We start from the raw sequence: 14627 nt of genomic DNA, 5'->3' as shown, positions 1-14627 counted from the left end.
AGGATGACATGCGAACTGGAGCACGAAGAGTGTGGAAGGGCTGGCTGGCAGTGCTGGCCGCCCTCGCGATGGTGTTGCCCACCGGTGTGGCACAGGCTCAGGAGGTGGCGGTCGGCGAATGGGCCACCGGATCCTGGGGCCAGGTGCGACTCACCGGCATCGCCAACCAGAACGAGGTCTACGCCGAGGGCGACGTCCTGCGTCTCGCCTACCGGGTCGAGGCCAACCTCCCCGAGATCACCAACATGCGGGTCACGTCGGACGAAGTCGTGAACGCGGCCGCCTGCAACTGGCGGAACCTTCCAGCCGGCACCGCAGGGAGGTACAACTGCGGGTACACCGCCTCCTCCGTGCAGGAGATCACCTACACCATCACCGCCGAGGACGTCGCGGCCGGGGAAGCCACCTTCTCCACCCACTGGTCACCGCTCGGCGTCTCGGGCACGGAGTACCCGACGATCACCGTCACCACCCGCGTCGCCGCCGGTGAGCCGGTCCCGTTCGAATGGCCCGAACTCGTCGAGGGAGAGCCGCGCAAGCTGGCCGGTCCCGGCGACTTCGGTTTCACCTGCCACCGCATCCCGGCGCTGACCGAGGCCCCCAACGGTTGGCTCCTCGCCTCGTGGGACGGCCGTCCCGGGTCCTGCCAGGACGCGCCGCAGGCCAACTCCATCATCCAGCGCATCTCCACCGACGGTGGCAAGTCGTGGGGCGACCCGACGACGATCGCTGCCGGTTTCCGCGGCGACGCGACGACCGGCCGCTTCGGTTACTCCGACCCGTCCTACGTCGTCGACCGCGAGACCGGGACGATCTTCAACTTCTTCGTCAAGTCCTACGACGTGAGCTTCCAGGCATCCCAGCCCGGCGTCGATCCCGACCAGCGCAACGTCCTGCACGCGGTCGTCGTGCACTCGACCGACAACGGACTGACGTGGTCCGAGCCACGCAACATCACCGCGGACATCACCGCTGACGTCGCCAACTGGCGCAGCCGGTTCGCCGCCTCCGGCGAGGGCATCCAGCTGCGCTACGGCGAGCACGCCGGTCGCCTGCTGCAGCAGTACACCATCGCCACGGTGGAACCCGCGACCTACCGGGCCGTCTCCGTCTACTCCGACGACCACGGCGCCACCTGGCAGGTGGGCGAGCCCGTCGGCACCGGCATGGACGAGAACAAGGTCGTGGAGCTCTCCGACGGCACCGTCATGCTGAACTCCCGCCGCTCCGACGCGGTCGGTGGCCGGAAGGTGGCGCTGTCCACCGACGGCGGCCACACCTACGGCGAGGTCACGATCGACCACACCCTCGTCGACCCGCGCAACAACGCGTCGATCATCCGCGCCTACCCCGAGGCGGCGCAGGGATCCGACGAGGCGGCGATGCTCCTGTTCTCCAACGCCAACAGCAGTTCCAGCCGCACCAACGGCACCGTCCGTCTCTCCTTGGACGACGGCGCGACGTGGTCGGCGTCCAAGGTGTTCGCCCCGGGCGACATGGCCTACTCCACCCTCACCCCGCTGAGCGAGCCCGGCACGTACGGCCTGCTGTACGAGGGCCAGGGCCCGTCGATCCAGTACATGCAGGTCTCGCTCGACTGGCTCGACTACCTGCCGGTGAAGATCTCCGGGGAGGAGCAGCGCGTCCACCGCGGCAAGAACGACGTCGAGTTCACGCTGACGAACCTGTCCGCCGAGGAGCGCACCGTCGACTTCGCGGTCACCGGCCCCGCAGGCTGGACCGTCGGTGAGGTGGCGCCGGTGACCATCCCCGCCGACGGCACCGCGACCGTCGAGGTGCCGGTCACCGTGCCCGAGTCGACCGACCCGGGAGTCGCCACGTTCCGCGCCACCGCGTCGCAGGGTGAGCTGACGTCGACGGGCCAGCTCGAGGTCGGGATCATGTTGCTCCCCGGTCAGCACCCGACCCGGGCGCTCGACGTCGAGCTGGTGAGCGAACTGCCGTACCAGCCCGGTGAGGATCCCTCCAAGATGTTCGACGGCGACGTGAACACGCTGTGGCACAGCCCTTGGGGGTCCTCGGTGGCGTTGCCGCTCGACATCGACCTGCGGCTCCCGGCGGACGCCGGTGAACTCGCTGCCCTGCGGTACAGCCCGCGGCCGAGCGGCTCGAACGGCCGCATCGCCGGCTACGAGGTGTACACGGGCGACGACCTCGCCTCGCTCGAACTGGTGGAGCAGGGCCAGTGGGCCAACACGGGCGATGTGCAGTCCGTGGCGCTGGCCGGCACGGCCGGCTACGTCCGGTTGAGGATCCTCAGCACCTACGGGGACCAGAGCAACCGTGTGTTCGCTTCCGCCGCCGAGCTCGGCGTCCAGGGCCTGGTCCCGGACGACGCCGTGCCGACGCCGAACTTCGCGCACGGCAACCCCAACGGGGCCCCGACGAAGGGCGGGAAGAACGGCTGAGCCGCCCACGTCGCCCATCCTGCAGCGCGCCGTCCACCGCATCGGTGGGCGGCGCGCCGTTCGTTCGTCCGGGAGGGGCGGATGTGGCGCAAAAGCCCGGCGCGGGCAAGGCATCCGGAATAGGTTGTCCCCATGCCGGTGGAGGGAGGGAGCACGAGGCGCCGCCACCGCGGCTGGCGCGTGCTGGGGATGATCGCGCTCGTCCTGGCCGCCGCGGTGGTGCTGTACCTCGGCGTGCGGGGCCTCATCAACGTGTGCAACCAGGTGAGGGCCGGGGACGCGGCCGACCGTGCCTACGCCCGCGCCCTGCCTGACACCGAGGCGTGGGGCGCCCAGGCGCGCGGTACCCTCGAGCCGGTGCTCGGCGCTCCCGTCGGCTGGCGGCAGGAGGTCGCCTGCCGTGTCCACCCGCAACTGGGCGGCTGGTTCGCCTACGACCACCTGCATTCCTGTTCGATGCGGCGCACAGAGGTGTTCGCGGTCTCGGGCGAGCGGGAGGCGAGGGCCGCCCTCGCGCTCGTCCCCGCGGAGGTGCGCGTGATGGTGCTCGGCGACCCCATTCCCGCCCACCAGTCCCGGGGATGCCTGTGGCTCTACGAGCAGCCCTGGGGCTCCCCGACGGGCGACCGCAGCGTCCGGCTGACCGCAGACCTGCAAGAGCCGGGCACCGACCGGTGCCGGAGCCTCGACCCGTATGCCGAGGAGACGCTCGACAGCCGGTTCGCGCTGCACTCGGAGGGCAACCTGGACGACCGGAGCCTGGCCGGCGAGACGGTGCTCGTGCTGGTCCGCGAGCAGTCCCTGGGCACCACGAACCTCGGCTGCAGCGCCTTCTCGGTCATCTTCTGCCAGGTGCCGCTGCTGGCGCGGGCACAGCTCCCCTCGGCCTTGGACGGATGAGCTAGCCCGTCCTGCGAAGCTCGCTCTGCAGGTGCCGACCCATGGGCTGGCCGACGGCCGCCATGTCGAAAGTCGTCGACAGTGCGTCGCCCGAGAGGCGGTAGGTGCGTGCGGTGGCGTCCACCTGCTTCGCGCTGGCGGAATTCTGGATGCGCCCCTCGAGCAGCAGCTCCACGGACTCGCCCACGACGACCCTTCCCTCGGCCAGCTCCGTCTGGCCGGTGGGCTGCGCGATGACGAACTCGGCCCGGCCGTCGCCCGGGATGCGTAGGTACCCGGTCTCGACGTGCAGCGGGCGCCCGTCCGGGGCCCACGTCCGCTGGGCATAGTGCAGGAACGGCTTGCCGATGTCCGTGAACGTCAGCTGTTCGCGGTAGCTGAAGTCCTCGATCGTCGGGTAGCGGCCGAAGCCGTCCCCCTCCCACGTCCCGATCAGCGCCGCCACTGGCTGCAGTCCTGCGTGAAGTGCCATGTGGGTAACCTACAACGGGCGCATCCGAGCGAAGGAGGGGCCATGACCCAACCGGCCGATGTGGCGAGCGTCACCAATCTCCTCGAGCGGGGCACGGCCTCCGAGCAGGAGCTCAGGAGGCTGGCGGATCTCGCCGCCACGCTGCCCACGAGTGAGCTCCTGTACGTGCTGAGGAGCGTTCCGAGCAACCAGGCCGCCATTCTCTACCGGGTGCTGGACAAGGACACCGCACTCGACGTGTTCGAGGACCTGGCCCCGGCGGACCAAGCGGATCTCATCCACGCCCTGCGCAGCTCGGAGATCGCGGACCTCATCGAGGACCTGGACCCCGACGATCGCGCCCAGCTGTTCGACCAGCTGCCGGCCTCCGTCGCCGACCGGCTGATGCGCGGACTGGACCCCGAGGAACGGCGCATGACGACGGCCGTCCTCGGCTACCCTCGCGACTCGATCGGGCGCTACATGTCGCCCGAGGTCGTCACCCTCCACGAGGGCTCCCCCGTGCGGGAGGCGCTCGCCCGTGTGCGCGGCCGTATCGACCACGCCGAGACGATCTACCTCCTGCCGGTCGTGAACGACTCCCGTCAGCTGCGTGGGGTGGTGGGGCTGCGTCGCCTATTGGCGACGGAGCCGGACGCGCTCGTCGGCTCCATCATGCGGGAGGCCTCCAGCGCGCCGGCGGTGGCCCGTCGCGAGGACGTCGCACGCCGGTTCCTCGCCGACAAGCTGCTCGCGATGCCGATCGTCGACGACGAGCAACGGGTGGTCGGCATCCTCACCTTCGACGACGCGGTCGCCATCATGGAGGAGGAGGACGCGGAGGACGCGGCCCGATCGGGCGGCGCGGAGACGTTCGCCGGGTCGTACCTCGCCGCGCCGATCTGGCGCATCGTGCGGAGCCGGATCGTGTGGCTGCTGGTCCTCGGTGTGTCCGCCATCCTGACCGTCCAGGTGCTCGAGTTGTACGAGGCGCGGCTCGAGCAGGTCGTGGTGCTCGCGCTGTTCATCCCGCTCCTCACCGGGACCGGAGGCAACACGGGCAACCAGGCGGCGACGACCGTGACGAGGGCCCTTGCCGTGGGGGAGGTGCGGGTCCGCGACCTGCCGCGCGTCGTGTGGCGCGAGTTGCGGGTCGGAGCGGTGCTGGGCACGGTGCTGGGGGCCGTCGGCTTCGGGCTCGCGAGCCTCGTCTACGGGCTGCCGATCGGGCTGGTGATCGGGCTCACGCTGCTGTCGGTGTGCACGATGTCGGCGGTCGTGGGCGGGCTGATGCCGCTCGTCGCCCGGAAGGTCGGCGCGGATCCCGCCGTGTTCTCCAACCCCTTCATCTCCACCTTCTGCGACGCCACCGGTCTCGTGATCTACTTCTCCATCGCGGCCGCAGTGCTGAATCTCGCCTAGCCCTGGTGCCTTCCGTTGCCCGCGGCCACGGAGTGCCCGCCGCAGGGGGCAAGATTCGAGGTGGTGGAAGGAGGCCGATGGCAGCGACGAGCGCGCACCAGATCGAGGTTGAGGGTCGCCGGATCCGGGTGACCAACGTCGACAAGGTGCTCTACCCGGCCACGGGCACCACGAAGGGCGAGGTCATCGCCTACTACCAGCACATCGCCCGGTGGTTCGTCCCGCATGCGCGGCGCCGTCCTGCGACCAGGAAGCGGTGGCCCAACGGAGTCGGCACCGACGAGGCGACCGGCAGCTCGTTCTTCGAGAAGAACCTGCAGACCCGTTCGACGCCCGACTGGGTGGCCACCGCGGTCATCGAACACGGCGGAGGGCCCAACACCTATCCGCTCATCGACGACGCCGCCACGCTCACCTGGCTTGGGCAACTCGCCGCGCTGGAGTTGCACGTGCCGCAGTGGCGGTTCGACGAGGACCTGCGGCCCCAGAACCCGGACCGGCTCGTCCTGGACCTCGACCCCGGCCCGGGCTCCACCGTCCCCCAACTGGTGGAGCTCGCACACCTCCTGCGGGAGGTGCTGCAGGGCATCGGCTTCGAGTCCGTGCCCGTGACGAGCGGCAGCAAGGGCATCCACCTCTACGCGGGGCTCGACGGGTCGATGACCTCCGACGACGCCGCCGAGCTGGCCCGCGAGATCGCGCGCCAGCTGGAGAAGCTGCGCCCCGACCTCGTCGTGAGCGACATGACCAAGACCCTTCGCGAGGGGAAGATCCTCCTGGACTGGAGTCAGAACAACGGCAGCAAGACCACCATCGCCCCCTACTCGCTGCGCGGGCGCACGCACCCGACCGTCGCCGCGCCCCGCGAGTGGGACGAGATCGACGAGGACCTCCGCCAACTGGACTTCGCCGACGTGCTGCGCCGACTGGAGACCGGGGCCGATCCGCTGGCCAAGCTGTTGCCGGACCAGGGGACGGACGCGCCACCCGACGCGGGCCCGGACCGGCTGCGGAAGTATCGCTCCATGCGCGACGCCGCGCGCACGCCGGAGCCGGTGCCGGAGGCGCCACCGTCGAAAGGGGCGGGCAACAGCTTCGTGATCCAGGAGCACCACGCCCGCCGGCTGCACTACGACTTCCGGCTCGAGCACGACGGCGTCCTCGTCTCCTGGGCGGTCCCCAAGGGGCCGCCCACCAGCGGCACCGACAACCACCTCGCAGTCCAGACCGAGGACCACCCCCTCGAGTACGGCACCTTCGAGGGCACGATCCCCAAGGGTGAGTACGGCGGGGGCGAGGTGTCCATCTGGGACCACGGCACCTACGAGCTCGAGAAGTGGCGCGACGGCAAGGAGGTCATCGCCACCCTGCGTGGCGCCCCGGATGGTGGCCTCGGCGGCGTGCCGCGTAGGTACGCGCTCATCGCCACCAAGCTCGGTGGCGACGAGAAGAACTGGCTCATCCACCTGATGGACCCGGAGCCCGAGGACACGCCCGCGGAGCCGTCCCCCGACGTCGATCCGGACGCGTTGCGCCGGCTTCCCGACGTCGAGCCCATGCTCGCCACGCTCGCCACCGAGGACGACATCCGCGGCGAGGGCTGGCGGCACGAGATCAAGTGGGACGGATACCGGGCCATCGCGAAGGTGGCCGGGGGAGCTCACCGCCTCACCAGCCGCAACGGGCTGGACCTGACGGCCAAGTACCCGGAACTCGGGGAGCTCACGCGCCTCCTGGAGGGCCACGATGTGGTGCTCGACGGCGAAGTGGTGGTCCTCGACGAGGGAGGTGTGCCGCGCTTCGAACTGCTGCAGCGGCACGGCAGCACACCCGGCAAGGCGCACCTCATGGTGTTCGACCTGCTGCACCTCGACGGGGAGTCGCTTCTGCGGGTGCCGTACGAGGAGCGTCGGGAGCGCCTCGCGTCGCTGCTCGGTGAGGGAGGGCGGCACGTGCACGTGCCGGAGGGCCTGGGCGAGGACGCCGAAGCCGCACTGGCCATCAGCCGCGAGCTTGGCATGGAGGGGGTCGTGGCCAAACGGGACACGGGCGTCTACCAGCCCGGGAAGCGCGCAAAGACCTGGCTCAAGGTGAAGCACGTCCGGACGCAGGACGTGATCATCGTGGGCTGGTCGCCGGGGCAGAACTCCCGCGCGCCGCTGGGGTCGCTCCTCATGGCCGTGAACGCCGACGGGGGGCTCACCTACGTCGGGAAGGTGGGGTCGGGGTTCAGCGACGAGGAATTGCGCGCCTCGCGGGAGGTGCTCTCCGGGATCGAGCGCAAGACACCGCCGGTCGCCGACGTGCCCGCCAAGGACGCGCGCGGCGCCCACTGGGTGGAGCCCTATCTCGTCGCAGAGGTCAGCTACACCGAGTGGACGGATTCCGGGAGGCTTCGGCACCCGGTCTGGCGCGGATGGCGGACTGACGCGGACCCGGAGGACGTTGCGCGGGAGCAGTGACTGCAGCGCGATGGGCGGGGATGGGTTTCTGGAAGAATGGAGCCGATCGACAGGAGTTGGCAATGAGCCTCGAACAGCAGATGCACGACGACATGGTGGCCGCGATGCGCGCCCGCGACAAGACCCTGACCACGACGCTGCGGATGGGCATCGCGGCGCTCAAGAAGGAGAAGGTGGCGGGCTCCGTCGCCCGCGAGCTCAGCCCGGAAGAGGAGATCGGCGTGCTCCAGCGCGAGGTGCGCGCCCGTCGGGACTCCGCCGAGGCCTACACCGAGGGTGGCCGCCCCGAGCTCGCCGAGGCGGAGCTGGTCGAGGTCGAGGTGCTGAGCAAGTACCTGCCCGCCATGCTGACCGACGAGGAGCTCGACGCGCTGGTTGCGGAGAGTCTCGCCGCGGTCGAGGCCGAGAACGGCGAGAAGCCCACGATGCGCCAGATGGGGGCGGTGATGAAGGCCGTCAACGCCAAGGCATCGGGCCGGGCCGACGGCTCCGTCGTCGCGGCGAAGGTCAAGGCGGCGCTCGCGCGCTAGCGGAGGTGGCTCAACCATTCGGTTGACCCGAGGTCCCACCGCCCGGGCGATGTGCGGGACGGCGCCGGCGGCTGGAATTGGTGACGCAACCAACACAGGGAGGTCACCAATGCTTCGTCGTGCGTACTGGGCGAGCGCCATCTACGCCGGACTCGGGCTCGCCGGGGGACTGTTCTACCGCGAACTCACCCGGACCCATCCGGGAGCCCCCGACAGCCAGCTCGGGCTCGTCCACACCCATCTGCTCGTGCTGGGCATGCTCACCGGTCTGCTCGTGCTGGTCCTGGAACGGCTCTTCCGTCTTTCTGCGTCGCGGTTCAGCAGGGCCTTCGAGATCACCTGGCACCTGGGCGTCGTGCTGACGGGCGGCATGATGGCCGTCCGTGGCACGCTCACCACCCTCGGTGTCCACTTCAACGACAAGATGTTCGCCGGCATCTCCGGCACCGGCCACATGCTGCTCACCGCGGCGTTCATCCTGCTCTTCGCCGCCCTCGGCAGCGTCGTGCTGCGTAGCCCCGACGAGGAAGCCTCGCTCCCGGCCGAGGCCCGCGCATGAACCAGCGCGACGGACTGCTCCCCATCGTCCGGGGGCGTGTGCCTTGGCTGGTGCTCCTCGTCGCGCTGGTGGGATCACTGGCCGTGATCGGCCTGGGCAGTGCGACCTCCGAGCGGACCAGCGAGTCCGCCCCCGCCGGTTCGGAGTCGCGACGGGCCGCCGAGATCGCCGCAGGGCTGCCCGGAAGCGATCTCGCGCCGGTGCTCCTGCTCGCCCATCGGGAGGAGGGACTGACCGACGCGGACCTCGCGTTCCTCTCCGGCGCGGCGGAGCGCGTGGCCCTCGAAGTGCGCTCGGATCCGGGACGCCCCGCGGTCTCGAGCGACGGGGAGGCCGTGATGCTCCCGATCATGATGTCGGCGGAACTGCCCTCGCAGGAGCTCGCCGAGGCGGTGACCGGCGTTCGGGAGGCGGCGCGATCCGAACCCGTGCCGGAGGGGCTCGAGTTCTTCGTCACCGGTGGTCCGGCCTTCGGCGCCGACACGGTGCTCGCCTTCGAGGGCGCCGACGTCACGCTTCTCGTCGTGACCATCGGCATCGTCGCCGTCCTGTTGCTGGTGACGTACCGGTCGCCGATCCTCTCGCTCGTCCCCCTGGCGGTCGTCGCGCTGGCGGACCAGGCGGCCACGGTGGTCAGCACCCGCGTCGCGGGTGCGCTGGAACTGCAACTGGACGGCGGCATCGTCAGCGTGCTGGTGTTCGGCGCGGGGACGAACTATGCCCTCCTCATGGTCTCGCGCTACCGCGAGGAACTGCGACGCGAGGCCGACCACCGCGTCGCCCTGAGCCGGGCGTGGCGCGGCAGCATGCCGGCGATCCTCGCCAGCAACCTGACCGTGGTCGTGGCGCTGCTGTCGCTGCTGCTGGCGGAACAGCCCGCGAGCCGAGGGCTGAGCGTCACGTCGGCGGCGGGGCTGCTCATCGCGCTGGCGTTCGTGACGCTGGCCCTGCCTGCCGCGTTGGCGCTTGGCGGGCGGGGGGTCTTCTGGCCGTTCGTGCCGCGCGTCGGGGACGGGGCGGGAGGGGCCACCTCCGGCCCGTGGCATGCGGTGGCGCGCTCGGTCGCGCGGCGGCCCGTGTCCGTGCTCGTCGTGAGTCTCCTGGTGCTCGGCTTCCTGGCCACCGGGGGGCTGGTGGGGACGCGGGTCGGCTTGGCGCAGGACGAGCAGTTCCGCGTCCCCTCGGAATCGGGAGCCGGACTCGCGGTGCTGTCGGAGCACTTCCCGCCCGGGGAGTCGGCGCCACTGTCACTCGTGGTCCCCGCAGCGGAGACCGGCAAGGTCTTGGCGGCGGTGGAAGGGGTCGACGGTGTGCTGCGCGTCCATCCGGTGGGGGAGGCGTCCGACTCCTGGCAGCGGGTGAGCGCCGTGTTGGAGGCCGCCCCGGGTACCGAGCGCGCCGGTGAACTGGTGGCGACGGTCCGAGCGGCCGTCCGCGACGTGTCGCCGGAGACGCTGGTCGGTGGCCCGATGGCAGAGGACCTGGACGCCGCCGAGGCGGCCAGGGGCGACCTGTTCACGGTCGTGCCGCTCGTCCTCCTGGTCAGCCTCGTGGTGCTGGCCGCCCTGGTGCGGTCGGTGGTCGCGCCGGTCGTGCTGCTGTTGGTCAACGCGCTGAGCGCGGTGGCGGCCATCGGCGCCGGGGCATGGCTGGGGCGGGAATGGTTCGGCTTCCCGGCATTGGATCTGCTCGTGCCGCTGCTGGGCTTCCTCTTCCTCGTGGCCCTCGGGATCGACTACACGATCTTCCTCGTCCACCGGGCGCGGCAGGAGGCGCGGGTGCATGGGACCGTGGACGGCATGGTGCGGGCCGTCGGCGCCACCGGTGTCGTGATCACGAGCGCCGGAGTGGTCCTCGCGGCAGTGTTCGCCGCACTGGGCGTCCTGCCACTGGTCACGCTCGGGCAGCTGGGTGTGATCGTCGGACTGGGCGTGCTCCTCGACACGCTCCTCGTCAGGACCGTGGTGGTGCCCGCCGTCTTCGCACTGGTGGGCGACGCCATGTGGTGGCCGGGCTCGCTCAGGCGCGTGCCGCCCACCACGCAGGACGCCCTGGCCGCCGCCGCACCGGCCGCCCGGGAATAGGCTGGCACCGTGCGCACCATCGAACAGGCGGACTCCGCCGCGCTCCGCAGCCTGCGGCTCGGGCAGCACCTGCTGTTCGCCCTGCTGCTGGGGATCGCGGTGTTCCGTCTCGCGGGCGAGGACCGGCTGCCGTGGCACGCCCTGCTCGCGATCGGGGTGACGGTCGTCTGGTACGCGGCCGGGGTGTGGCTGGCGCCGCCGGCCACCGGGCTCCGGGCCCGAGTGTGGTTCGGGGTGCTGGTCATGTGCTGGCTTGTGCTGACGCTCGTGTCGGCCGAGTTCTCATGGCTGGCGTTCCCGCTCTTCCTGCTCGCGATGAAGGTCCTGCCGCTGACGTGGGCCTTGGTGACGGTGACCGTCATGACCGCCGGGGTGGTGGTGAGCCAGACCGGCACCCCGGGAGGCAACACCGTGGCGGAGATCGTGGGGCCGGCCGTGGGGGCGCTCGTGGCGGTGGGCATCGGCTTGGGCTACCAACAGATCCTCGAGGAGTCGCGACGTCGGGGCGAGTTGGTGGAGCAGCTGACCCGCAGCCAGGAGGACCTGGTGGCGATGCAGGCCGAGCTGGCCGCCGCCCAACGGGAAGCTGGGGCGTTGGGGGAGCGGGCGCGGCTCGCGCGTGACATCCACGACACCGTCGCACAGGGGTTCTCCTCGATCCTGCTCCTCTCGCGGGCCGGGCAGGCACGGTCCGACGACGCGGGGACCCGGAGGCTCTTCTCCCAGATCAGCGACACCGCGGCAGAGAATCTCGCCGACGCCCGTGATGTCGTGGCCGCGTTGGCCCCCGCCTCACTGGTCCGGTCGTCGCTCCCGACGGTGCTGGAGAGGCAGTTGGAGCGGCTCGCGGAACAGACGGGCGTCAAGACTGACTTCCGCGTCGAAGGGGATGCCCGGCCGGCCCCCACTGCCATCGAAGTCGCCCTCCTGCGACTGGCCCAGGGGGCGCTCGCGAACGTCCGCGCGCACTCGAAAGCCGCACGGGTGACGCTGACGCTCACCTGGACCGACGACGAGGTGCTCCTCGATGTGGTCGACGACGGGATCGGTTTCGACGTCGACGCGCCCTCCCAGGAGCCCGAAGGTTCGGGGTTCGGGCTGCGGGCCATGTCGGAGCGATTGGCGGATCTCGGTGGTCGGCTGACGATCGAGTCGACGCCCGGTGCCGGCACGGCGGTCGGGGCGGCCCTCCCCCTGGGGCCGGTCCGATGAGCGTCTCCGTCGTGCTGGTGGACGACCATCCGGTCGTGAGAGCCGGACTCCGGGCCCTTCTCGAGACGGCCGGTGAGTTCGCCGTCGTGGGGGAGGCGGGCTCGACCGAGGAGGCCTTGGAACTCGTGCGACGCATCGCGCCCGACGTGGTGCTGATGGACCTCCAACTCGGCGCTGACGATGGGGCCGAGGCTACCCGTCGCATCATCGGGCTCGGGAGCGCCACTCGGGTGCTCGTCCTCACCACCTACGACACCGAGGGCGACATCCTTCGTGCCATCGAGGCGGGTGCCTCCGGCTACCTGCTGAAAGATGCGGAGCCGGAGCAGCTGGCCGACGCCATCCGACGCACGGCCGCCGGCGATACAGTCTTGGCCCCGCTGGTCGCATCCAGGCTGATGCGAAGGTTGCAGCGTCCGACGACGGAACTGACCTCCCGGGAACTCGAAGTGCTGCAGCTGGCCGCGGAGGGCCTCACCAATCGCCAGATCGCGCAGCGGCTCTTCGTGTCCGAGGCGACGGTGAAGACCCACCTCGTGCACGTCTACGGCAAGCTCGGGGTCGACAACCGGACCGCTGCCGTCTCGCGAGCCCGAATGACGGGACTCATCCGCTGACCGGATCCGCGGAACTTCATGCGGGAGCGAGTGAGCCGTCGCACAGTGATTCGTTGTAGGGCGTTCGCCCCCAAGAATCGAGGAACGTCATGAACGACCCCATCGCCACCAATCCCAGCCTCTATAGGCTGCTTTTCGAGAACGAGCGGGTCCGGGTACTGGAGTACTTGGACGAGCCGGGCGATTCCACGCAGCCCCATTCGCACCCCGACAGCGTGATGGTGACGCTGAGCTCATTCCGGCGACGGCTCCGGTCGGGAGACCGGGAGGTGGATGTCGCGCTGCCGGCCTTCGAAGCAAGGTGGTTGGACGCCCAGCAGCACGCGGGCACCAACATCGGCAGCACCGCCACCCATACGATCTTCGTCGAACTGAAGGAGCCCGCCGACGGCGATACCTCGTCTCACCGCCTCGGGCCGTCGACGTCCTAGAGCCGCCCCGAAAATTCCCGCCTGGGTCCCCGGTCGTCAGGTTTTGTCAGTGGTGGCTGGTTGAATAGTTCACATGAGCGATTCACTGCGGAATCTGAGGGGCGCGATCGACGCCGCGCTCGTGGATCTGCGCGCGCTCAGGATCACGAGCGACGACGACGCCGCTCAAGTGAAGGCCGTGCTCGCGCAGTTGGAGATCGAGGAGGCCAGACTCGCCGGCCTACGGCTGCAGTTGGTCGGCGAGGCGCAGTTGGCGGGGGCGGCGGCTGCGATGGACCAGGTGCGGAACTCGCCGCGGACAACGTCGGGTCAGGCGGCGGGGGTGCTGCGGCTGGGCGCGGATCTGGCGGACCGGTTCTGGGTGCTCGCCGAAGCACTCACCGAGGGCTCGATTTCGGTCGCCCAGGCGCAGGCCATCATCGCCGGGCTGAAGCGGCTTCCGGTCGCGCTGGGCAGGGCGGAGCTGGAGGCGTGTCAGCGGCAACTGCTCGGCTACTGCGACGAGCTGGGCCCGGCCGAGCTCCGCATGGCGGCGCTGCGGATGTGGGAGCTTTTGGACCCTGACGGGGCTGAGGACCTCGAGGCTGCGCGGTTGCAGCGCGAGGAGAGGCTCGCCAAGGCCGGCCGTGCGGTCCGGCTCACCCCCGACCATCACGGCTCGATGCGGCTGTCGGGCCAACTGCCGACGGCCGACGCCGCGTTGCTGCAGGCCCAGCTCGACGCCCTGATGCCACCCGCCTCGTCCTATATGGATGAAGGTGAGGTGCCGAGCCCGGAGGCCCGCCGGGCGGATGCGCTGCTGCGGCTCGCCAACATCGCGGCCGCCTCCGGCGACGTCCCCGCGCAGGGCGGGGACCGGCCGCACGTGCAGGTCACGATGCCGCTGTCGCTGCTCACCGACGGACTCGGCGCCGCGGGGGTGTTCGGGTTCGGCGGCGAGACCATCTCGGCGGGGGAGGCGCGTCGGATGGCGTGCGACGCCGGCCTGATTCCGCTGGTGCTCGGCTCCGACTCCCAGCCGTTGGATGTCGGGCGCGAGTACCGGCTCGTCCCCAAGGGACTACGGACGGCGCTGACCCACCGCGATCAGGGTTGCGTGTTCCCGCACTGCACGGCCCGCCCGGCGGCGTGTGAGGCGCACCACATCCGGCCGTGGTGGGCCGGCGGCGACACGTCGATGCACAATCTCGTGCTTTTGTGCCCGCACCACCACCGGCTGGTGGAGCCAGATCCGGAACGGGCACCGGAGTGGCAGTGGGAGATCCGGATCGACGAGGCCACCGGCAGACCGCTGTTCGTTCCGCCCCGGCACGTCGACCCCGTCCGGCGGCCACGACAACACCGCCGCTTCACGCTTCAAGAAATGACGGCCCCACCACCGGATGAGGCACCAGTCTGCCCCGAGCCGGATCCGTGGAAGCCGCCAGCCGACGACCCATGGCGCCACAAGGATTCGCTAGTGCTGGGTGTACCTCGACCGGCATGACCGTCACCTTCGACCAGAGGTCGAGCTGAGCGGGAACTGTGCGC

The 14627-nt window shown here is 70.6% G+C and carries 12 protein-coding genes; 11 read left to right on the top strand and 1 reads right to left on the bottom strand.

Annotated elements, in window-relative coordinates; translation table 11 throughout:
• Positions 1 to 29 precede the first annotated feature (29 nt).
• On the top strand, positions 30 to 2429 hold the full coding sequence (locus BLR46_RS05225; protein ID WP_093249664.1) for an exo-alpha-sialidase: 2400 nt from the start codon (positions 30 to 32) through the stop codon (positions 2427 to 2429).
• 132 nt (positions 2430 to 2561) lie between these two features.
• Positions 2562 to 3329 carry a hypothetical protein gene (locus BLR46_RS05220; protein ID WP_093249662.1) on the top strand — a complete coding sequence of 256 codons (768 nt, stop codon included), beginning with the start codon at positions 2562 to 2564 and terminating at the stop codon, positions 3327 to 3329.
• A 1-nt stretch (position 3330) separates the two neighbouring features.
• Here BLR46_RS05220 and BLR46_RS05215 read toward each other — a convergent pair whose 3' ends face one another.
• The gene (locus BLR46_RS05215) at positions 3331 to 3801 is read right to left on the bottom strand and encodes a heme-binding beta-barrel domain-containing protein (RefSeq protein ID WP_093249660.1); all 471 of its coding nucleotides are present in this window, start codon (positions 3799 to 3801) and stop codon (positions 3331 to 3333) included.
• A 42-nt stretch (positions 3802 to 3843) separates the two neighbouring features.
• Here BLR46_RS05215 and mgtE point away from each other — a divergent pair, with 42 nt between their 5' ends.
• The 9 genes from mgtE (at position 3844) to BLR46_RS05170 (ending at position 14583) form a co-directional block, all read left to right on the top strand.
• Entirely contained in the window at positions 3844 to 5202 is a 1359-nt protein-coding gene (gene mgtE, locus BLR46_RS05210; protein ID WP_093249659.1) for a magnesium transporter, read from the top strand.
• Positions 5203 to 5279: 77 nt separating this feature from the next.
• Entirely contained in the window at positions 5280 to 7664 is a 2385-nt protein-coding gene (locus BLR46_RS05205) for an ATP-dependent DNA ligase (RefSeq protein WP_093249656.1), read from the top strand.
• A gap of 62 nt (positions 7665 to 7726) precedes the next feature.
• Positions 7727 to 8194: a GatB/YqeY domain-containing protein gene (locus tag BLR46_RS05200; RefSeq protein WP_093249655.1), complete on the top strand. Its 468-nt coding sequence runs from the start codon at positions 7727 to 7729 to the stop codon at positions 8192 to 8194.
• 109 nt (positions 8195 to 8303) lie between these two features.
• Entirely contained in the window at positions 8304 to 8753 is a 450-nt protein-coding gene (locus BLR46_RS05195; RefSeq protein ID WP_093249652.1) for a DUF2871 domain-containing protein, read from the top strand.
• A complete protein-coding gene (locus BLR46_RS05190) occupies positions 8750 to 10837 on the top strand; it encodes an MMPL family transporter (RefSeq protein WP_093249651.1) in 2088 nt (695 codons plus the stop codon). Before BLR46_RS05195 ends, BLR46_RS05190 begins: the two co-directional genes overlap by 4 nt.
• Before the next feature lie 9 nt (positions 10838 to 10846).
• On the top strand, positions 10847 to 12049 hold the full coding sequence (locus tag BLR46_RS05185; RefSeq protein WP_218118352.1) for a sensor histidine kinase: 1203 nt from the start codon (positions 10847 to 10849) through the stop codon (positions 12047 to 12049).
• Positions 12046 to 12666: a response regulator gene (locus BLR46_RS05180; RefSeq protein ID WP_093249650.1), complete on the top strand. Its 621-nt coding sequence runs from the start codon at positions 12046 to 12048 to the stop codon at positions 12664 to 12666. The genes BLR46_RS05185 and BLR46_RS05180 overlap by 4 nt, the downstream gene beginning before the upstream one ends.
• An 89-nt stretch (positions 12667 to 12755) precedes the next feature.
• Positions 12756 to 13097: a cupin domain-containing protein gene (locus BLR46_RS05175; RefSeq protein ID WP_093249648.1), complete on the top strand. Its 342-nt coding sequence runs from the start codon at positions 12756 to 12758 to the stop codon at positions 13095 to 13097.
• A 73-nt stretch (positions 13098 to 13170) separates the two neighbouring features.
• Complete coding sequence (locus tag BLR46_RS05170; RefSeq protein ID WP_093249647.1) at positions 13171 to 14583, top strand: HNH endonuclease signature motif containing protein; 1413 nt, start codon at positions 13171 to 13173, stop codon at positions 14581 to 14583.
• Positions 14584 to 14627: the final 44 nt, after the last annotated feature.

This window comes from Tessaracoccus oleiagri, assembly GCF_900103275.1.
Lineage (GTDB): Bacteria > Actinomycetota > Actinomycetes > Propionibacteriales > Propionibacteriaceae > Arachnia > Arachnia oleiagri.
This window is presented reverse-complemented; position numbering and strand designations above follow the sequence as displayed.